This is a genomic window from Synechococcus sp. H55.2, from assembly GCF_047462495.1.
GTDB lineage: Bacteria > Cyanobacteriota > Cyanobacteriia > Thermostichales > Thermostichaceae > Thermostichus.
In genome coordinates, this window is record NZ_JANSJH010000033.1 from 2,999 (window position 1) to 22,841 (window position 19,843).

14 protein-coding genes are annotated in these 19,843 nt (G+C 62.4%); 7 read left to right on the plus strand and 7 right to left on the minus strand.

All coding sequences use genetic code 11. The features are described 5' to 3' along the window. Positions 1-30: 30 nt before the first annotated feature. On the minus strand, positions 31-603 hold the full coding sequence (locus tag NW844_RS05880) for a hypothetical protein (RefSeq protein WP_414334288.1): 573 nt from the start codon (positions 601-603) through the stop codon (positions 31-33). Positions 604-821: 218 nt separating this feature from the next. Here NW844_RS05880 and NW844_RS05885 point away from each other — a divergent pair, with 218 nt between their 5' ends. From NW844_RS05885 to NW844_RS05895, 3 genes are all read left to right on the plus strand, one after another. Next, positions 822-1,697, plus strand: a complete 876-nt coding sequence (locus tag NW844_RS05885) for an SDR family NAD(P)-dependent oxidoreductase (protein WP_414334290.1) — start codon at positions 822-824, stop codon at positions 1,695-1,697. A gap of 160 nt (positions 1,698-1,857) precedes the next feature. Continuing rightward, a complete protein-coding gene (gene ftsH, locus NW844_RS05890) occupies positions 1,858-3,744 on the plus strand; it encodes an ATP-dependent zinc metalloprotease FtsH (protein ID WP_414334292.1) in 1,887 nt (628 codons plus the stop codon). 126 nt (positions 3,745-3,870) lie between these two features. Beyond that, positions 3,871-4,683 carry a class I SAM-dependent methyltransferase gene (locus NW844_RS05895; protein ID WP_414334294.1) on the plus strand — a complete coding sequence of 271 codons (813 nt, stop codon included), beginning with the start codon at positions 3,871-3,873 and terminating at the stop codon, positions 4,681-4,683. A 157-nt stretch (positions 4,684-4,840) separates the two neighbouring features. Here the strand turns inward: NW844_RS05895 and NW844_RS05900 are convergent, their stop codons facing one another. The 5 genes from NW844_RS05900 to NW844_RS05920 form a co-directional block, all read right to left on the minus strand. After that, entirely contained in the window at positions 4,841-6,790 is a 1,950-nt protein-coding gene (locus NW844_RS05900; protein ID WP_414334295.1) for a tetratricopeptide repeat protein, read from the minus strand. A gap of 15 nt (positions 6,791-6,805) precedes the next feature. After that, entirely contained in the window at positions 6,806-8,287 is a 1,482-nt protein-coding gene (locus NW844_RS05905; protein WP_414334296.1) for a site-2 protease family protein, read from the minus strand. Between the two features lie 47 nt (positions 8,288-8,334). Further along, positions 8,335-9,426 carry a magnesium-protoporphyrin IX monomethyl ester (oxidative) cyclase gene (acsF, locus tag NW844_RS05910; protein WP_414334298.1) on the minus strand — a complete coding sequence of 364 codons (1,092 nt, stop codon included), beginning with the start codon at positions 9,424-9,426 and terminating at the stop codon, positions 8,335-8,337. Between the two features lie 98 nt (positions 9,427-9,524). Next, positions 9,525-14,132 (minus strand): glutamate synthase large subunit, encoded by a 4,608-nt coding sequence (gltB, locus tag NW844_RS05915; RefSeq protein ID WP_414334299.1) that lies wholly within the window; start codon positions 14,130-14,132, stop codon positions 9,525-9,527. Between the two features lie 291 nt (positions 14,133-14,423). Beyond that, on the minus strand, positions 14,424-15,410 hold the full coding sequence (locus NW844_RS05920; RefSeq protein ID WP_414334301.1) for a hypothetical protein: 987 nt from the start codon (positions 15,408-15,410) through the stop codon (positions 14,424-14,426). Between the two features lie 352 nt (positions 15,411-15,762). Between NW844_RS05920 and NW844_RS05925 the strand changes: the two genes are divergently transcribed. Together NW844_RS05925 and NW844_RS05930 are read left to right on the plus strand one after the other, a co-directional pair. Next, positions 15,763-16,779, plus strand: coding sequence for an ATP-binding cassette domain-containing protein (locus tag NW844_RS05925; protein ID WP_414334302.1), 1,017 nt, complete (start codon positions 15,763-15,765; stop codon positions 16,777-16,779). Between the two features lie 54 nt (positions 16,780-16,833). After that, the gene (locus tag NW844_RS05930) at positions 16,834-17,688 is read left to right on the plus strand and encodes an ABC transporter permease (protein ID WP_414334304.1); all 855 of its coding nucleotides are present in this window, start codon (positions 16,834-16,836) and stop codon (positions 17,686-17,688) included. A 24-nt stretch (positions 17,689-17,712) separates the two neighbouring features. Here NW844_RS05930 and NW844_RS05935 read toward each other — a convergent pair whose 3' ends face one another. Next, complete coding sequence (locus tag NW844_RS05935) at positions 17,713-17,928, minus strand: hypothetical protein (RefSeq protein ID WP_414334306.1); 216 nt, start codon at positions 17,926-17,928, stop codon at positions 17,713-17,715. Between the two features lie 118 nt (positions 17,929-18,046). Here NW844_RS05935 and NW844_RS05940 point away from each other — a divergent pair, with 118 nt between their 5' ends. Continuing rightward, on the plus strand, positions 18,047-18,697 hold the full coding sequence (locus NW844_RS05940) for a class I SAM-dependent methyltransferase (RefSeq protein WP_414334308.1): 651 nt from the start codon (positions 18,047-18,049) through the stop codon (positions 18,695-18,697). A 76-nt stretch (positions 18,698-18,773) separates the two neighbouring features. Continuing rightward, positions 18,774-19,802, plus strand: a complete 1,029-nt coding sequence (thiL, locus tag NW844_RS05945) for a thiamine-phosphate kinase (protein ID WP_414334309.1) — start codon at positions 18,774-18,776, stop codon at positions 19,800-19,802. Positions 19,803-19,843: the final 41 nt, after the last annotated feature.

Here is a 19,843-nt window from a genome sequence, read left to right on the forward strand (position 1 = left end):
AGCGTTCGGGGAAGGCAGAAGTCTGGGTTGCTAGGACAGAGAGCCATCCCCAGGCGAGGCAGAATCAGGCGGCTGGGAGCCGGGATCCGGCGCTTCGGGGTGGCGGACAGGCTTGGGAAGGGTGCCGCCCGACTTGAGAACCAGGCAGCGCACGGTTTGGTGCAGTTCCTCCAGCAAAATGCCGATGGCGGAGCGGAAGTCGCGGTGGTCATCCCGCATTTGCTCCAGAATGGCGCGGATGACTTCCTTACAGTCCTTCAGGATGTGCTGCTGCTGGGCGATGATCTGCACCAGTTCGCTTTGTTCCTTGAGCAAATCCCGCAGACAAGAGCGCAGCTCGTCCACCTGGCTTTGCCAAAAGGCTTGCCCCTCCCGCAACTCCATCACGCTGGTGCGCAAGTCGGCCGTGGCATCGCGCAGGGCTTCGCTGTGGCGGCGCTCGGCCTCCAGTTGTCGCTGCTGTTCTTGCTGCTGTTGGCGTAGCTCAGAGTTGGCCTGTAAGTTAGCCTCCGCTGCCCTGAGCAATTGAGCCAACCGAGCCTCGGTAACCGCCCCCGGCAACGGAGCTCGACCTCGGCCAACTCGCCTGCGGAAGTACTTCACAGTCGCTGCATCCTACCCGCAACTCGCTACTTCACACCCGAAGACACCCGCCCAAGAAGAACTCGTCCGTCGAGCTCTACCCTAGCCGTTTCCCGGGTTCATCTAATCATAGCCACAATACCGGGTGCCGAATACGGAAACTCCAAAGGCGGGGTTGCCCCTCTCCAGGGATCCCGGAAATCCTTCTAGGATGGAAAAAGTTTGCAGGAAAGAAAGCCATGCCTTCACTTGCCAATCAGGTGGTGCTGATCACCGGAGCCTCTGCCGGCATTGGAGAGGCCGTTGCCCTGGAAGCGGCCAAACGCGGGGCCCGCTTGGTGCTGGCGGCCCGCCGAGAGGGGCTGCTACAAAACGTCAAGGACTTGGTGGAGAAGCAGGGGACAGAAGCGCTGGTGGTGCCCACCGACATGGCCGATACGGCCCAGGTGGAGGCGCTGGCCCAAAAGGCTCTGGATCGCTTTGGCCGGGTGGATATCCTGGTGAACAACGCCGGCTATGGCCAGATGGGGCCGGTGGAAGAGGTGGATGTGGCGGCGATGCGACGCCAGTTCGAGGTCAACGTGTTTGGCCTGCACGCCCTCACCCGCGCCCTCTTGCCCCAAATGCGGGAACGAGGCAGCGGCCGCATCCTCAACCTCAGCTCGGTGGCCGGCCAGATCTCGATGCCTTTCAGTGGGGTTTACAACGCCACTAAGTTTGCCGTGGAGGCCCTCAGCGACGCCCTGCGGGTGGAAGTGGCCCCCTTCGGCATCAAGGTTATCTTGATCGAGCCGGGGCCGGTGGCCACCGAGTTTGGCCGCGTGGCTGAAGAGACCTTTGCTGCTGTTGTCAACCCAAATGGCCCCTACAAGGCGATCTTGGACAAAACTGCCGATCTGGCCAGCTCGTTCAACAAAATGGCCTGGCCGGTGGAGAAGGTGGTGGAGCCGATCCTGAGAGCCATGACGGATCCCCACCCTTCCGACCGCTACACTGCTTTCACCGGCGGCAAGGTGGCGCTGGGGCTGATGCGGCTGCTGCCCGCCGCTCTGGCCGACCAAATGTGGCGGCGGGTCTATGGGCTGGATCGGCTGGGATCCTCCGGCTCGGCCTAGTTGCAGGGGATCATCCCACTCCGGCAGGGATCCCCATCAGCAAGATCTCAAGTTCATTGGAGTTGGAGATCTCATCGAGGCCAGGGCAGGGTTGTGTCTTCCAGGATGGACAGGTTAAGTTTGTTAAAGGACTTTTAATCACCGGGTGTTCCTCTTCCTTATGAACAAGCCTCTATCTGCCCAGCGCTGGTTGATCGCCCTTGTGCTGGGCCTTTGTCTCTGGCAGGGATCTGGTCTGGTTCCTGCCCACGCTGCCCTGGCCTCTGCCCTCACCTACGATCGCTTTTTGCGCTACGTCGAGGAGGGGCGGGTTACCGATGTGCGCCTCACGGACAACAACCTGGTTGCCGAAGTTACAGCTGTCGATCCGCAGACACAGCATTCCACCCGCTACCGAGTGAACCTGCTGCCCAACACCGTGCCGCAACTGGTGGATCGCCTCACCGAGCAGGGGATCGAGGTGGCCGTGGTGCCCACCCGCGACGGCAGCGCCTTCTGGGCGATTTTGGGCAACCTGATCATCCCGGTGCTGCTGTTGGGGGGGCTGTTCTTGTTCCTGCGGCGCGCCGGTGGGGGAGCGGGCGGCCCCGGGCAGGCGATGAACTTCGGCAAGTCGCGGGCCCGCTTCCAGATGGAAGCCAAAACCGGTGTTAAGTTCGACGATGTGGCCGGGATCGAAGAGGCCAAAGAAGAGCTGCAAGAGGTGGTTACCTTTCTGAAGAAGCCGGAGCGCTTCACCGCGGTGGGGGCCAAGATCCCCAAAGGCGTGTTGCTGGTGGGGCCGCCGGGGACGGGTAAAACCCTCTTGGCCAAAGCCATTGCTGGCGAGGCAGGGGTGCCCTTTTTCAGCCTTTCCGGCTCTGAGTTTGTGGAGATGTTTGTCGGGGTGGGGGCCTCTCGCGTGCGGGATCTCTTCAAGAAGGCCAAGGAGAATGCTCCCTGTATCATCTTCATCGACGAGATCGACGCGGTGGGCCGACAGCGGGGGGCCGGCATCGGCGGTGGCAACGACGAACGCGAGCAAACCCTGAACCAGTTGCTCACGGAGATGGACGGCTTTGAGGGCAACACCGGCATCATCGTGATTGCGGCCACCAACCGCCCGGATGTGTTGGATGCGGCTCTCCTGCGTCCGGGGCGGTTTGACCGCCAGGTTACGGTGGATCGGCCCACCTTTAAGGGGCGCTACGAGATCTTGCGCGTGCATGCCCGCAACAAAAAGTTGGCAGAAGAGGTCAGCCTGGAGGCCATTGCCCGCCGCACTCCCGGCTTTGCTGGTGCGGATCTGGCCAACCTGCTCAATGAGGCAGCCATTTTGGCGGCCCGCCGTCAGCGCATGGCCATCACCAACCAAGACATCGACGATGCCATCGACCGCATCACCATCGGCCTGACCAAGCCGCCGCTATTGGACGGCAAGAGCAAGCGCCTGATCGCTTACCACGAGTGCGGCCATGCTCTGCTGATGACGCTGCTGCCCCATGCGGATCCCTTGAACAAGGTGACGATTATTCCTCGTTCCGGCGGCGCGGGTGGCTTTGCCCAGCAACTGCCTAACGAAGAGCAGATCGACTCCGGCATGTACAGCCGCGCTTGGCTGTTGGATCGGGTGGTTGTGGGCTTTGGCGGTCGGGCGGCTGAGGAGATCGTTTTCGGCTACTCGGAAGTGACCACCGGAGCCAGCAACGACCTGCAGCAGAACACGAATCTGGTGCGGCAGATGGTGACCCGCTTTGGCATGTCCGAGCTGGGGCCGCTGATGTTGGATCCGCCCAACAACGAGGTATTCTTGGGCGGCGGCTGGATGAACCGCGTCGAGTACTCCGAGGACGTGGCCGCCAAGATCGACCGCCAGGTGCGGCAGATCCTGGAGAGCTGCTACCAGAAAGCCAAGCAAATTTTGTTGGAACACCGCGTTCTGCTGGATCGCCTGGCCGATACTTTGGTAGAGCGGGAGACGTTGGATGGGGACGAGTTCCGGGCGATTGTCTCAGAGTATGTGCCCATCCCAGAGAAGGTCGGCTTGCCCAGTCCAAAGTTGATCTGAGGGATCCTCTCTAGATGGTTGGTCTGGGGTGTTGCATGGATTAACTTGGGAGGGCGGTTGTTGGGGGTTGGGTCCCGGCGGCTGCCCTCTTTGCCTTGCGGGTTGTGGGTTGCGTTGGGCTGTCTCATGCTCTCTGCTTTGCCGGTTCACCTCTACCGCTGCCTGAGCTGTGGTCAAGACGGGCTGAACCTGTCACCGGGACGTGAGCCGGGATCCGCGGCGGATCGGGTTTACTGTCCCAGTTGCGGGCAAATTTACCCCATCACCGCCTTTGGAGCGGTGGATTTTTTGGCCACCTTGCCGGACTGGCCGCTCACTCCCGCTCAGGCCATTGCCCATCTGCCCGGGTTTGCCTGGGGCTACGATCGCCTCTGGCGGCCTTGGGCACTGTCGCTGTTGTCGGGAGAGAGCTTCGGCAGCGAGCGGGAAGGCCAATTGCTGGCGGAACTGGTGGGCGAGGCGGATCCCGTCTTGGACTTGGGCACGGCAGGGGGGTACTGGAGCCGCTTGCTCCTGGCCAGGGATCCGCAGCGGACGGTGATCGGCTTGGACAATGCGGCAGGGGTATTGGCCGAGGCAGCCCAACAGGCGCAGCCCCACTGGCAGCGCTACAGCCTGGTGCGGGCCCGAGCCGAACAGCTTCCCCTCGCCTCTGGAACGTTTGGGGCGGTGATCAGCGGCGCCACCCTGAACGAAGTGCCTTTGCATCCCTGTCTGCGGGAAGTTGCCCGTGTTTTGCAACCGGGAGGGGTGTTTGTCTCGATGCACAGCCAGCAGGTGCAGGGATGGGGGCAGATGGTGCAGCGGTGGTTGGAAGCAAGCGGCCTTCGGTTTTTCTCAGAAACCCAGTTGCGTGAGCACTTTCAGCAGGTGGGGTTGCACCTGGAGCGCTATCTCAGCCTGGGTTGGGTGGCCTTTGTGCGGGCGCTGCGCTCCTAACCGGCCATGTAGATCCCTTGCCGCTCTATCCCTTTTTTATAGCAAGCAGTTATGGAATAGCTTGCTGGTTGATCTCTAGCTCCCCTCTCCCACAAAGGAGAGGGGCTGGGGGTGAGGGCGTCTCAATCTTGTTTGAAACGACTGTGATTTCTCACACCTATAAGCTTTGCAACCAGGCTTCCAGGGCGCGGATGGGGGCCGGATCCCGGTAGACGCGCTCCTGGCGGGCTTTTACCTGCTGGCCCATCTGTTCGCGCCAGCGGTCATCCAGGCCCAGCCGCACGGCAATCTGGACATACTCATCTAGGTTAGAGGCGATGGTTGCGTGGATCCCCATCTGCTGCAGAATGGCGTAGGTGTGGCGACCCCGCATCAGGGATCCCGGCAGCGTGACGATGGGCAGCCCGTGGGGCAGGGCTTCCAGGGTGGTGTTGCCGCCAGACCAGCCAATGCTGTCCAGGTAAACATCTCCCAGGGCGTTGTAGGCGGCATATTGGGCGGGGGAGAGTTCCGGCAGCAGCAGCACATAGTCTTCCGCGGCCAGGCCGTAGGCGCGGAAGGCCCGCTGCAGCCGTTGCCAAAAGCGCTGGCGGATCCCTTGGGAGAGGCGGCCCCGCAAAAACAGGAATTGACACCGCCCCACCTCCCGAGCAATGCGGGGGAAGACCTCGTCGTACAGGGGCAGGTACTTAAACAGAGATTGGGCGCAGAGGTAGAGCACCCTATCGGGATCCATACCCCAGGCTGGCCAGTCCACAGGGGCGGGGTCAATAGCCAGAGGAATGTAGTAGGTGCCGATGCCGGGCAGGGGCAGGAGCTGCTCGGTGTAGTGGCCGGTCCCATCCGACGGCTCCATCAGTTCGCTGCTGATGAAAACGTCCAGCGTCGGCAGGCCAGAGGTTTGCGGATGTCCCCAGGCCATGGCCTGCACAGGGGCCAAACGCAAGGCGGCCAACTGGGCGCAGACGGGATCGATGCCCACTTCCGGGTAGAGGAGCACGTCCAGTTGCGCCTCTCGAATGATCGCCTGCCACTCCGCCAAGCTGCGGGATCCGGCTATAAACTGCTCAAAACGCGGTGGCAGGGAGCGCGTAATCTCGTCTTGGACGGCCGAGGTGTGGAAGCCGTAGAGGGCCACTTGGGAGCGATCCAAAGCTTCTACCCAGCCGTGGGTCAGGATCTTCCAAACAGAGTGATCCCGGAACAGGCCGGAGACGATGCCCACCCGCAGCCGCCCAGGACGGCGCCGCAGGAGAACGGGGGGCTGGGGGTGGCGGGCCGCCATCACCTCCCCCACCAGGGATCCGTACAGGTGCTGCAGCTCGCGGTCGTTCTGGCCCTGGTAGGGCAAAAAGAAGGGTTGGACGGAGCCAACACCAGCAGCCGCCCGCTCCAGGGTTTTGGGATCCCGCGGCAGTTGTGCCCAGCGGGCCCTGACCTTTTCCAGGGCCTGGCGGTAGCGCTCCCGGGCAACTGGGATCTGCTCAGAGGTGTCGTAGAGCAGGGGCAACTGGCTGACACACCAGCCCAGGGCCGCCGCCAAATCGGCCGGATCGGCTTGCCAGAGGCGGTAGAACAGCTCGGCAGCTTCCTCCTCCCGGCCACAATCCCGCAACAGGATGGCCAGCGTATAGGCGGCATCGGCAAAGTCTGGCTGCAACTCCAGAGCCTGCCTCAGCGGCACCAGGGCCGCCTCCAACTCCCCCTGCTGCCGCAGCACCAGTCCCAACTGGTACAGAACTTCCGGATCCGGTCCCCCCTGCTCCAAGGCCTGCTGGAGGTGGGCTTTTGCCTCCCCCAGCCGCCCCGCCTGCTTGAGAACAATGCCCAAATTCAAGTGGGCGTCGGGAAACCACGGCTGCTGCGCCAAGGCCTGCTGCATCAGGGCAATGGCTTCTTCCAGGGATCCCTGCTGCTGCCGACAGACCCCCAAGAGGTGCAGCGCCTCCGGGTGGGCGGGCTGGGCTTGCAACACCTGTTGGTAGAGGGAGATGGCCTCCTGCAGTTGCCCCGCCTGGTGATGGTGGACAGCCTGAAGCAGCAGGCGCTGCAGGTGCTTCTCTCTATTATCTCGGCTGGGACCAAAGCCCTTTCCCGGCGGCGACATCAAGCTTCCCAGACTTTAGCCGTTGGGGAGGTTGAGGAAGCCCGCCAAGGCCGGGGCAATGGGCAGCAGGGTCATCACCATCAAAAAGAGGGCCAGCAGCGCCAAGGCATCCCGTTGGCCGTCGGTCTCGGTAATCTCATCCTGCGGCGGACGCTCCGGCTCGCGGGCAATAAAGAGAATCAGCAGCGCCCAGTAGAGAGCCAAAACGTTACTGATGGCCGCCACCGCCAGGGCAATCAGGGTAATCACTGTGGCACGTGCCGCCGTCTTGCGCCCGTACACCGCCTGCACGATCCGCCCGCCGTCCAACTGCCCTGCCGGCAAAAGGCTCAAGGCGGTGATGGCCAGGCCAATCCAGCCCACGGCCACGAAGGGGTGAATGGGCACCAGCTCCGCCTGCAACTGGGATCCCAGCACCAGCCGCGCCAGCGTGCCCACCAGGATGGAACTACGGAAGATCTCCGTGGGCACGTATAGGCCACCGGAGCCGGAGAGCTTCAGGCCAACCAGCAGCACCACCAAGGAAAGGAGACCCCCCGCCGCCGGGCCGGCAAAGGCAATGTCAAACAGGGCCTTGCGGTTGGGCACCGGCGACTGGATGCGGTTTAGGGATCCCAGCGTGCCGATCCCCAAACTGGGAATAACAAAAGCTGGGCTGAGGCGTACGCCGTACTTGCCGGCCATCCAGCGGTGTCCGGTCTCGTGCACCAGCAAAATGGCAAAGATCCCCGCCGCCACCGGCAGGGCCTCCACCCAGCGCCCCGGCGCCTCCAACAGCCGAAAGCCCAACAGATTTGCCCCCACCTCCAAAGTGGCCAGAAAGCTAGCTATCATTAGGCCCGCAGCCAGGATCTGTGCCCCTGTCGAGGCGCGGTAGTTGACGATCTCATCCGGCAAGACCACCACCGCCGGCTTTTCCGAGGCATCTTCCACCAAAAACAGTTGGTAGCGGCTGCCCAGCCGCTCGTTCAGCTTTTCTGTCAGCAGGGGCACCACCACCTCTGCCTCGCCGCGCAGGTTGCCCTTGAAGATCGCCCCCTCCCCATAGGGGATGGTCTCGGTGACGAAGAAGGTGTCCAGACCGAAGATGGATTGAATCGCCTGCAAATCTTCCGCAGAGATGCCCCGCAAGACCAAAGGTTGCTCGACAGGCGTCTCCCCAGCCCCTTCCGAGGGGATTTCCTGCCGCTCCTCCATCTGGGCCAACTGCTGCCGCCGCGCCTGCAGCTCCTGCTGGGCCAACTGGCGGGTTTTGCGCCCCACGGCAATGTAGAGCCCCGTGAACACCAGCAATAGCAGCAGGAAGCCAGCAAAGCTGAGGTAAACCCCAAACAGCAGCAGCCCCAGGAAGACCACCCACGGCAAAAGGAGCAGGGATCCCTGGAACCACACCCAGACGGCCAGGGATCCCCGCCGGCGGGCTCGCCAGAAACCCCAACCCAAAAACGCCAGCGTTCCCAACAAAAAGAGGGGCGTAATCTCGGCGGCGATGTTCATGGCTGACCTACGAGGCTTACCGATACTGAGCTGGAATCAAGAGCCGCTCAAGCAGAAACAGGCGCTTCTTCAAAACGAGGCTCCGGCTGCTCCCACAAGTAAAAGCCAGCTTTGCGCGGTTTGAGCAGGAACAGCCGCAGGAACTGGTAGGCGTTGTTGAGGTAAAGGGGCAGCTTGCGCAGGCCCTTGAAGGGGCCAGATCCGCGGGCAATCTCCCTCAACTTGGCGTTGTTGGCCACGCACTTCTGCAGCCGGCGCACAAACTCCGGGTTCTCCACATCCAGCACCACCGGGAAGACCTTGGCCGCCTCGCGGTTGGTCTTGTAGATCACCTCCATGTCGTAGGTATGGGGATCCAGGCCGATGAGACGGTAGAAATCCGGGCGCTCGCCCACGTCGTTGAGGTACATGGTGGCAAACACCGACAGCAGGAAGAAGCGGCACCACAGCTCCGCCACCCATCCCTTGAGCAGCCGCGGCTGGCTCAGGAGCATGAGGGCAAAGAAATCGCCGTGGCGGTTCTCGTCCTGGCACCAGTTCTTGAAGAAGTTGAAGATGGGGTAGATGCGGTCTTCGGGGTGAGCTTCGAGGTGGCGGTAGATAAGGATGTAGCGCCAGTAGCCGATCTTCTCGGAGAGATAGGTGGCGTAGAAGATGAAGCGGGGCGCGAAATAGGTGTAGGACTTGTGCTTGGTCAAAAAGCTCAGGTCCAAGGCCAAGTTAAAGTCGCCCATGGCGCGGTTGAGGAAGCCGGCGTGGCGGGCCTCGTCGCGGCTCATCAGGGCAAAGCACTCAGCCAAAACCGGGTTGGTCTCCTTCAGCTTGCGAGATAGCTCCTTGTAGAGCAGGAAGCCAGAGAACTCCGCCGTGCAGGAGCGCTCCAAAAACTCCACAAACAGCCGCCGCGCCTCCGGATCAAGCCGGCTTTCCCAGTCTTGGTTGAACTCCTCGCCGCGGACAAAGTGGTGGCGGTTGTAGTCGGCGCGAAACTCCTCCAGGATGGCCCGGAAGTCGGCCTCTCGATCGCCTAACCCCATCTTGCCGATGGCCTCGAAGTCGGTGGTGTAGAAGCGCGGTGTCAGGATGGTCTCAGTGGGCACTCGCGCCTGGGTTTGGGCAGCTTGCAAAGTGGAACTCATAGGGGTTACAGGATGAAAAGGCCAGGATACACTCGCAGTTTACCAGCCTCTTTGGCCGTCGAGGGGATAAGAAGTGTTACCGACAGGCCCCGGATCCCCTACGACGGCAGCGCCACCGGCTGGGATCGCGCCGGATCCGTCAGCTCACTCCCCTCCTCCGAAGGCGGGATCACCTGCCAAAACAGGGGCAAGTAGCGCTCCCAGTTCTGCAGGATGCGCTCGGCTTTGGGGGAATGGGTGCGGCGGTAGTGCTCCTGGATCAGGCCCTTCAGTTGCGCTTCCGCCGCCGCCGTCTGTATCCGCTGGATGCGCACGATCTCGCCGTTGACCTTGGCGGGGAAATTGCCCTCCTCGTCCAGCACGTAGGCCAGGCCGCCGGTCATGCCCGCCCCCAGGTTGCGGCCCACCCGCCCCAGCACCACCACCACGCCGCCGGTCATGTATTCGCAGCAGTGGTCGCCGGATCCCTCGATTACCGCCTGAGCGCCGGAGTTGCGCACGGCAAAGCGCTCTCCCGCCTGGCCGTTGGCAAACAGGGATCCGCCGGTGGCCCCGTACAGACAGGTGTTGCCTAGGATGACGTTTTCTGCTGGATCCCGCGGAGCTTCTGGGGGAGCCAGAATGACAATTTCACCGCCACACATGCTCTTACCCACGTAGTCGTTGGCTTCCCCCGTCAGGGTCAGGCGCATGCCCGCCAAGGTAAAGGCCCCAAAGCTCTGGCCGGCGCTGCCCACAAAGCGCAGATCCAGTAGCCCCCCTTGTCGGGCAAAGCCGGTATCCCCATACAGCCGGGCCAGGGTGCCGGCAATGCGTCCGCCCACGCAGCGATCCGTGTTGGCGATGGGGAGCTCCACTGTAGCTGTGTCGCAGGTCTCGATGGCCTTTTGCACCTCGGGCCGCGCCAGGATTGCCTCGTCCAGCACCGGGCCGTTGCCATGCACCAGCTCATGGTCTATCCACTCGGGCCGCTGGTGGGGAGCGAAGCCGGGGGGAGTCCGCAGCAGATAGTCCAAGTTGAGGGACTGGGTTTTCTCCAGAGCCGCGTCGGTACGGGGGCAGAGCAGATCCACCCGGCCGATCACCTCCTCCAAGGAGCGGTAGCCCAGTTGGGCTAGGACTTGGCGCACCTCCTCGGCCACAAAGGTAAAGAAAGTTACTACCTGGTCAGGAGTGCCGGGGAAGCGCTTGCGCAGCTCCTCTTTCTGGCTGGTCACCCCCACCGGGCAGTTGTTGGTGTGGCAGACCCGCGCCATGATGCACCCCTCGGCAATCATGGCCACTGTCCCGAAGCCAAACTCTTCCGCCCCCAGCATGGCCGCCATCACCACTTCCCAGCCGGTGCGAATGCCGCCGTCCACCCGCAGAATCACCCGCTGCCGCAGTCCGTTTTCCAAAAGGGCGTGATGCACTTCCACCAGGCCCAGCTCCCAGGGCGCCCCCGCGTGTTTGATCGAGCTCAAAGGAGAAGCCCCCGTGCCCCCCTCGTGGCCGGAGATCTGGATGATGTCGGCATTGGCCTTGGCCACCCCCGCCGCCACGGTGCCGATGCCCACCTCCGCCACCAGCTTCACCGACACCTGCGCCTGCGGGTTGACCTGGTGCAGGTCGAAGATCAACTGGGCCAGATCCTCAATCGAGTAGATGTCGTGGTGGGGCGGCGGCGAGATCAAGGTCACCCCCGGCTTGGAGCGGCGCAGCTTGGCAATGTAGGGGCTGACCTTTTTGCCCGGCAGTTGTCCGCCCTCGCCCGGCTTGGCTCCCTGGGCAATTTTGATCTCGATTTGCCGCGCGTTGAGCAGGTACTCTGGCGTCACGCCAAAGCGGCCCGAAGCCACCTGCTTCACTGCCGAGCTGGCGTTGTCCCCCATGCGCAGGCCCTTCAGGTGGGGGAAGCGCGCCGAGGTGCCCTCCGGCGTCACATCGGTGATGGGGATGTAGCGCTCCGGATCTTCTCCACCTTCGCCGGAGTTGGACTTGCCGCCAATGCGGTTCATGGCAATGGCTAGGGTCTCGTGGGCCTCGCGGCTGAGGGCCCCTAGCGACATTCCCCCCGTGGCAAAGCGCTTGAAGATCTCGGTGGCCGGCTCTACCTCTTCTAGGGGAATGGGATCCCGGTCGCTGCGAAAGTCCAGCAGATCCCGCAGGGCTGTGGGGGGGCGGTGGCGCAGATGGGCCCGGTAGATCTCGTAGTGGTCGGGCTGTCCTGAGGCGATGGCCTTGTGCAGCAGCTTGGCCATCTCCGGGCTGTTGATGTGGTACTCCCCCTTGGGCCGCGCTTGGATAAAGCCAAAGTTCTCCAATTTTTTCGCGCTCAGCTCGGGGAAGGCGCGGCAGTGGTTGGCCATGCCCTCGCGGGCCAGATCTGCCAGCGTCATCCCCCCGACCCGCGACACCGTGCCGCGGAAGGCCAGCTCGATCACCTCTTGGCTGAGGCCGATGGCCTCGAAGATCTGCGCCCCGTGGTAGCTGGAGAGCAGAGAAATGCCCATCTTGGAGAGGATCTTGAGCAAGCCCGCCTCGATGGCCGTGCGGTACTTCAGTTGGGCTTCGGCCAGAGAGAGCTGGGGCAGCTTGCCGGCGGCCATTTGGGTTTGCGTCTTGGGCTTGTGCCACCACTGCCGCACCGCCTCGTAGGCCAGGTAGGGGCAGACGGCGCTGGCCCCATAGCCGATCAGGCAGGCAAAGTGGTGGGTACTCCAGCATTGGGCGGTCTCCACCACCAGAGAAGCGCGTAGGCGCAGCCCCTCCTGGATGAGGTGATGGTGGACAGCACCCACGGCCAGCAGGGGCGGGATCAAGGCTTGCTCAGCACTGAGACCGCGATCCGAAAGGATCAAGATCTCGGCCCCCTCCCGCACTGCCTGCGCCGCCTTTTGGCACAGGGCTCGCACCTGAGCGGCCAGCCCTTCTGGCCCAGCGGCTACCGGGTAGAGGATGGGCAGCGTCCGGCAAGAGAAAGGCGTCCGCTGCAGGGCAGCTAGCTCCGCCTCGTTGAGCACCGGGCTGCGTAGGTGCAGCAGGCGAGCATGCTCCGGACGGATCTCCAGCAGGTTGCCTTTGGATCCCAGGTACACCTCCAAAGACATCACCAAGCTTTCCCGCAGGGGATCGATGGCCGGGTTGGTGACCTGGGCAAAGCGCTGCTTGAAGTAGTCGTAAAGGGGGTGGGGCTGGGTGGAGAACACCGCCAGCGGCGCGTCGTCCCCCATGCTGAAAACCGGCTCCTTGCCTGTGGCCGCCATCTCCTCGATGATCATCTCCACATCTTCCGAGGAGTAGCCGCAGGCGGTTTGAACCTGCAGCAACTGCTCCTCCGCAAGCTGCGGGGCAACCTCAAAGTCTTGGCTGGCCAGCTGGACGCGGCAGGTCTTGAGCCATTCCCCATAAGGGTGTTGGGCCGCCACCCGAGCTTTGATCTCCCAGTTTTTGTAGAGCCGGCCACTTTGCAGATCCACCGTCAGCATCTGCCCTGGTCCCAGCCGCCCCTTTTCTAGGATCTCGGCTTCCGGCAGGGGAACCACCCCGGCTTCTGAAGCCACCACCAGCAACCCATCGCGGCTGAGGGCGTAGCGGGCCGGGCGCAGGCCATTGCGATCTAGAGTGGCGCCAATGGTTTTGCCGTCGCAGAAGACCACCATCGCCGGCCCGTCCCACGCTTCCTGCAGGCCGGCGAAAAACTCGTAGAAGTCCACCACTTCCGGGTGATCTTGCAGCTCCGGCTGGTGGCGGTAGGCTTCCGGGATCAGCGCCATCATCGCCTGCTGACTGGAGTAGCCCGACGCGATCAAGAGCTCGAAGACCGCATCCAAGCCTGCCGAGTCGCTGGTGCCGGGATCGATGACGGGTTTGAGCTCTTCGATGGCCTCGCCCCAGAGGGGATGGGCCAAAGAGGGCTCGCGGGCAGCCATCCAGTTGACATTGCCCAGGTAGGTGTTGATCTCGCCGTTGTGGCAGAGGTAGCGGAAGGGCTGGGCCAGCGACCAGCGGGGCAGGGTGTTGGTGCTGAAGCGGCGGTGGTAGGTGGCGTAGGCGGTGGTGTAGAGGGGGTTGTGCAGATCGCGGTAAAACTGGCCCAACACGGCTGACTGCACCATGCCTTTGTAGACGATGAGCCGGCAGGAGAGGGAAGCAAAATAGATGGAGTAAAAGCCGAATCGGCTTTCCACCTGCCGCCGCAGGCGCCGCCGCAGCAAATAGAGCTGTCGCTCCAGCTCATCCCCCTCCAGCCTGGGATGGGTGAGGAGCATTTGCCAGATAGAAGGCAGGGTTTGTCGCGCCATTGGCCCCAGGCACTCCGGATTGACCGGCACCCGGCGCCAGAGGGGCCGTCCCCACTCCGTGGTGGCCAAGTAGTCGTCGATGAGCTGCCGCACTGCTTGGCACTCGGCGGGATCCGGGGGCAAGAACACCATGCCCACAGCACTGCGGCGGGGATCCCAAGCTCGGATCTCCTCCCTCTCTGCCTGCAGCAGCGCCCAGGGAATGGCCGTGGTAATGCCGGCTCCATCGCCGCTTTGGCTGTCCCCGCCGCAGCCGCCCCGGTGCTCCATGCAGGTGAGAGCTTGGAGGGTTTTTTGCAGCAGCTCGTGGCTGGCCCTCCCCTGGCGATCCACCAGGAACCCAACGCCGCAGGCATCCCGCTCTTGAAAGTGCCAGTTTTCCTGCAGGATAGGAACCGAAGCCTGGGAGCGATGGGGATTCATGGGCAGAAAAACAGCTCGGAGTCGATCACATTTTAGAGTTGGAAAACCAGCATATCGCAATCCAATCCGACAGGAAAAGGGGTTAGGCCCAAGTCAGGGCTAGATTTTGCCAATAGGGCAATCGAATAAGCCAGGAAAGCCAAAAAAGCTTGCCATGAACAGATTTTTCGAGCTTTTTCGGCTAGCTTCTTCAGCAGACTTTGGACGATCTGGGAAAGCCAGGCCGTACATTCCAGCTTTTACTGGCTCCGCTTGCTGCAAACCGGCAGGTGGAAAGCTGTGGCTTAATTGTTATCTGAAGAAGTCAGAAAATGTATTGCGCAGATCGGAGAGCCGGTCGTTAAAGCAGGTGAGCCGATCAGCGGTGGAGTTCACCATCGTCAAGTCTGCCCTGCCGGTTGTGCCCTCGGATCCCAAGAGGGGAACGCTCATGCGGCTGGGATCCGCAGCATTCTGGGAGACGCGGATAACGGCTCGCTCGCGGTTGAACTGATAGGCTTCGGCCACGTAGCGGATGGGCTCGCTCAAGCTGGGATCCACCGGCAAGCTGGGGGCCGGCAAAAGATCCACCAGCTCGGTAAAGGTGCCGCTCCGCAGGCCCACCACGGCAGCAGCCCCCAACTGGTTACAGATGGCGATGAGCACCGGTTCTTGGGCGCTGGCGCTAACGTTGGCCAAGGTGACGGTGACGTTGGCCCGGCTGGGTGCCGGGGGATAAGTAACCTCAAAGATGCGGGCGGGAGCGTTGCCCAGCTCGTCGCGGGCGCGGAAGCGAAGTTGCCCCCTGTAGGGCAGGATGGAGGAGAAGTAGAGGCCAAAGCGGTCGCCGGGGCCCCGTCCGGGGATGTTGGCCTGGCGGGGGACGTAGGCGAGGACGGCGCGGCTTTGCCAGTTGTTGGGCGGCGCATAGGGCAGCAGCGGGCTACTGTCGAGGCTGGGAGGTTCTCTGGGAGGCGGATCCGGCTGGCCATCCCTGTTCAAGTCCAGGCCGTTGCCCAAAAAAGCCACCGAGCGTTGGAGAAGGATGGGGCGGTTTTGGTTATCGACCAGAGGAGGTCGCCCTTCCGCCAGCCCCGCATTTTCCACATAGACGTTGAAGGGGCGATTCAAGATCTGGTTGTCCCGCTGCCGCCGCAGGTTGAACTGAAGGTAGGGCCCCACCCCGCCTGCTGTCGGGGATCCCCCTGTAATTTCAAAGTCGTCAGCTCGCAAAAAGGCATTTTCCAGCGGGCTAAGCGGAGTTGTCGCCTCGCCGCAGCCGACCAGGCCGAGCGCCAAGATCGCCCAAGCTGCAAAAGATCCCAGTTTAGGTTTGATGAGATTTTGGATGAGAGATTGAAGAGGGGAAGTCGGGCCCGCACAGGTGGGATGCGCAGGCCAGCGGGCGAGCTCTGGTTTCAACATTCATCTCCTCCCCACAACAGACATTGGCGACCGTTCGGCGCGAGCGGGCTGAGCGGGAAATCGGCGAAAATCCACCTGCAGCCCCTCAGCGTCGCCTGAACCACTATATCCTGAGCCTCGGTCTGGATCCCACCATCCCAGGGAGTCGGCGGCTACAGAGCTGCCGAGAGGGGGCGCCCCCCCTTTCTCCTGAGCGGCTTGATAGCCTAGAAGGAGCGAAAGGTGGATGCCCATGTCAGATACCCCTGCAGTCTTGGTAGAACAACTCCAGAAGCGCTACGGCTCCACAGTGGCCGTGGCAGATGTCTCCTTCCAAGTAGAGCCCGGCCAGATCTACGGCCTTCTCGGCCCCAACGGCGCCGGCAAAACCACCACTCTGCACTGCCTGTGCACCCTGCTGCGCCCTGACGCAGGTCGGATCGAGGTGTGCGGGATCCCGGTCAACCAAAATCCCAAGGCGGTACGGGAAAAGCTGGGCTTTGTTGCCCAGGAGGTGGCCTTGGATAAGGTGCTGACGGGGCGAGAATTGTTGCAGTTGCAGGCCGATCTCTACCACCTGCCTCGCCCCTTGGCCCAAGAGCGGATCGCCGCTGTCCTGGAATTGCTGGGGCTGGCCGACCGGGCCGACCAACGCATCGGCACCTACTCTGGCGGCTTGCGCAAACGCCTAGATCTGGCGGCAGGACTGCTGCACCAGCCGCAGGTGCTGGTTTTGGACGAGCCCACGGTGGGCCTGGATATCCCCAGCCGGCTGGCCATCTGGGACTTTCTGCGCCAACTTAAAAACACCGGCGTTACGGTGGTGCTCAGCAGCCATTACCTGGAGGAGGTCGACCTGTTGGCCGACCGGGTGGCCATCATCGACCGCGGCAAGGTAATTGCCGAAGGCACCCCAGAAGAGCTAAAAGCCCGCGTCGGCGGCGAGCGCATCACCCTCAAGCTGCAGGAGTTTGCGCCGCCAGAACTGGCCCAGCGGGGGGCCGAACTGCTGGGATCCCTGCCCTTTGTCCAAAAAGTGGTGATCAACAGCGCCCAGGGCAACGCCCTCAACCTCGTGGTGCAGCGCAATGGGGAGGATCCCCTCAGCCAGATCCGCGCCCAGCTCGAGGCCCACGGGCTGGAGATCTTCAGCAGCACCCAATCCCGTCCCAGCTTGGATGACGTGTATTTGGCGGCAACCGGGCAAACGCTCCTGGATGCGGAGCTGGCTGCCGCCGAAGCCAACCTGGGCAAAAAGAAGTAGTTTTTCCCTGATTCCCGATCCCTACCTCATTCAAAACTTTGCAGGAGCCTTGGTATGACCTCTGCTGCTTCCCCAACCCCATCCAACCCAATTCCTCTATTTACAGCCGACTTTTGGCAGGAGACCTTTGCCCTCGCCCGCCGCTTGTTTATCCAACTGCAGCGTCGCCCCACAACCCTGCTGGTCGGCATCATCCAGCCGCTGCTCTGGTTGATTTTGTTCGGGGCCTTGTTCCAGAATGCCCCTGCCGGCATTTTCGGGGCCGGACAAAACTACACCCAGTTTTTGGGGGCAGGGGTGATCGTGTTTACGGCCTTCGGCGGGGCCTTGAATGCCGGCGTGCCGGTGATTTTCGACCGGGAATTTGGATTTTTAAACCGATTGTTGGTGGCTCCCCTCACCTCTCGCTTTTCCATTGTGCTGGCCTCTAGCCTGTTCATCGTCAGTTTGGCGCTGCTGCAGACGGCGGTGATCGTGGGGGCAGACTATGCCCTCGGAGCCGGGATCCCGGACGGGCGGGGCTTGGCGGTGGTGGCCCTGATCGTGGGCCTGTTGGTCTTGGGCTTTACAGCCCTGAGCTTAGGCCTGGCCTTTGCTATGCCGGGGCACCAGCAGTTGCTGGCCTTTATCTTTTTGGTGAATCTGCCACTGATCTTTTCCAGCACGGCTTTGGCTCCCCTCAGCTTTATGCCCACCTGGCTGCGCTGGGTGGCCAGCCTCAACCCGCTCACCTTTGCCATCGAGCCGATTCGACATGTTTACCGCAGCAGCCATTGGAGCTTTGCCGATGTGGTACTGCAGGCCCCCTGGGGCGACCTCACCCTGGCGGGATCCCTGGGCCTATTGACGGGGTTTGTGGTGGTGTCGGTTCTGCTGGTGCAGGGGGTGCTGCGCAAGAGTTTGGCTTGAGCACCTCTGCTCAGGCTGTGCCCCTCAAAGCCACTGGCGGGAGACGGACTTCTCCAGCTCCGCTTGCGCCTGCTGCACCAGGGCCTGGGGGCTGTCCTGAGCTGGGGAAACGTCCAGAGACGGGGTGAGGCTGCGGGCTTGCAGGGCCATGTGGAGCTGCAGCTCGGTTACATAGTCGCGCAGGCCAAAGCCAGCGGCAGAAGAGGAGCGAGCTGTCGAAGAAGCGTAAGACGCAGACATCACGGCAAGAAGTCCCTCGCAAAATTGCCACCGTCGCCCTGCTACGCTATCACGCCCGCCCCCTTTCTGAGGGTTCCAAAGTGTTAGCTTTGATTAAGCTTTGCAAAGGATTTTTGTCATGGCGGTTCTTGAAGATTGGCAGCGCTCCAAGTTGGATCCCAGCGACGATGCCTTCTTTTATGACTATCCCCGCTTTGTAACCCACGTGGATGCCGGCTTTATCGGCCAGCTCACCGACCTGTACCGCCGGTATTTGCGGCCCCAGACCCGCATTCTCGATCTGATGAGCAGTTGGGTTTCTCATCTGCCGCCGGAGATGGATTTTGCCCATGTGGAGGGGCATGGGATGAATGCCGAGGAACTGGCGGCCAACCCCCGGCTCCATCACTTCTTCATCCAGAACTTGAACCAAAACCCAATTCTGCCCTTCCCAGATCAATCCTTCGATGCGGTGCTGAATACGGTTTCGGTGCAATACCTGCAGCAGCCGGAAGAGGTGTTTGCCGAGGTGCACCGCATCCTCAAGCCCCAGGGCCTTTTCATTGTCAGCTTCTCCAACCGCATGTTTTTCCAGAAGGCGATTCAGGCTTGGCGGGACAGCTCGGAAGCAGAGCGGGTGGAGCTGGTCAAGCGCTATTTTAAGTCGGTGCCGGGGTTCGAGATTGTCGAGGCCATCCAGCGGCCTGCCCCCATGGGTTGGCTGAGCTTGTTGGCAGGAGGAGGCGGGGATCCCTTCTATGCCTTGATTGGACAGCGAGCGGCAGAATAAAGTTCTCCGGCTTGCCCATGGCACTATTGGATCCTGATATCCAGATCTCTCTTTCCGCTTTGTTTGTCCGCAAAAGGTGCCTTTGTTTTCCGGTCTTTCTCACAGCTCTCCTCAGCAAAGCAGCGATCCCTTTCCCCTGGAGATCTCAGCAATTGGCGAGGCAGGGCTGTTGCAGATCGTACAGCGCTACTGCCCTGACCAGGTGGTGGGGGATGACGCGGCAGTGTTGGCCGCTCCCAAGGGGCAGTTGGTGGTGACCACCGATGTCTTGGTGGAGGGGGTTCACTTCAGCGACTTAACCACCCCGGCCCATGCAGTGGGCTGGCGCGCGGTGGCGGCCAATCTCTCGGATCTGGCGGCGATGGGATCCCGTCCCCTGGCTTTGCTGGTGGGCCTGGGCCTGCCGGGATCCACGCCGGTGGCTTGGGTGGAGGAGCTCTATCGAGGGATGCAAGCCTGTTGTGCCCCTTGGGGAGCGGAATTGGTAGGGGGGGATCTGTGTCGGTCGCCGCAGCGGTTTGTGGCGATCACGGCTCTGGGATCGGTACAGCCGGGGCGGGCTATTGAGCGCAAACGGGCCCAGCCGGGCGATTGGCTGATCGTAACAGGGCCCCATGGCGACGCGCGGGCCGGCCTGGAGCTGCTGCTCCATCCCGAACAGGGATCCTCAGCCGCGGCAGCCGAGCGAGAGCAGTTAATCAGGGCGCACCAATATCCGCGCCCGCGCTTGGATCTATTACCCCTTTTGGAAGGGATCCCGGATCCTTTGCGCCTGGCCGGCATGGACACCAGCGATGGCTTGGCAGATGCTCTGGTGCAGGTGTGCCAGACCAGTGGGGTGGAGGCGCGGATCGAGGCGGAGCGGATCCCGATTTCGGCGGCTTTGCAACATGTTTTTCCGGGCCAAGCCCTGGAGTGGGCGCTCTACGGCGGGGAAGATTTTGAGCTGTTGCTCAGCGCCGAGCCCGCGCTGGCCCAGCGCCTTCTGGAACAGTTGCCGGGGGCGACCTGGATTGGGGAAGTAACCGGCTGGGATCCGCAGGGAACGGTGTGGTTGAGTGACGGACAACCCCTCAGCCGCCAGCACGCCTTCCAGCACTTTTGAGCCCCATCCCCCCTCTCCCTCTGGGAGAGGGGCTGGGGGTG

Excerpts from the sequence above, each read along its gene's own strand:
- NW844_RS05885 (WP_414334290.1), top strand. The coding sequence starts at position 822 with ATGCCTTCACTTGCCAATCAGGTGGTGCTGATCACCGGAGCCTCTGCC.
- ftsH (WP_414334292.1), top strand. The coding sequence starts at position 1,858 with ATGAACAAGCCTCTATCTGCCCAGCGCTGGTTGATCGCCCTTGTGCTG.
- NW844_RS05895 (WP_414334294.1), top strand. The coding sequence starts at position 3,871 with ATGCTCTCTGCTTTGCCGGTTCACCTCTACCGCTGCCTGAGCTGTGGT.
- NW844_RS05900 (WP_414334295.1), bottom strand. The coding sequence starts at position 6,790 with ATGTCGCCGCCGGGAAAGGGCTTTGGTCCCAGCCGAGATAATAGAGAG.
- NW844_RS05905 (WP_414334296.1), bottom strand. The coding sequence starts at position 8,287 with ATGAACATCGCCGCCGAGATTACGCCCCTCTTTTTGTTGGGAACGCTG.
- acsF (WP_414334298.1), bottom strand. The coding sequence starts at position 9,426 with ATGAGTTCCACTTTGCAAGCTGCCCAAACCCAGGCGCGAGTGCCCACT.
- gltB (WP_414334299.1), bottom strand. The coding sequence starts at position 14,132 with ATGAATCCCCATCGCTCCCAGGCTTCGGTTCCTATCCTGCAGGAAAAC.
- NW844_RS05925 (WP_414334302.1), top strand. The coding sequence starts at position 15,763 with ATGCCCATGTCAGATACCCCTGCAGTCTTGGTAGAACAACTCCAGAAG.
- NW844_RS05930 (WP_414334304.1), top strand. The coding sequence starts at position 16,834 with ATGACCTCTGCTGCTTCCCCAACCCCATCCAACCCAATTCCTCTATTT.
- NW844_RS05935 (WP_414334306.1), bottom strand. The coding sequence starts at position 17,928 with ATGTCTGCGTCTTACGCTTCTTCGACAGCTCGCTCCTCTTCTGCCGCT.
- NW844_RS05940 (WP_414334308.1), top strand. The coding sequence starts at position 18,047 with ATGGCGGTTCTTGAAGATTGGCAGCGCTCCAAGTTGGATCCCAGCGAC.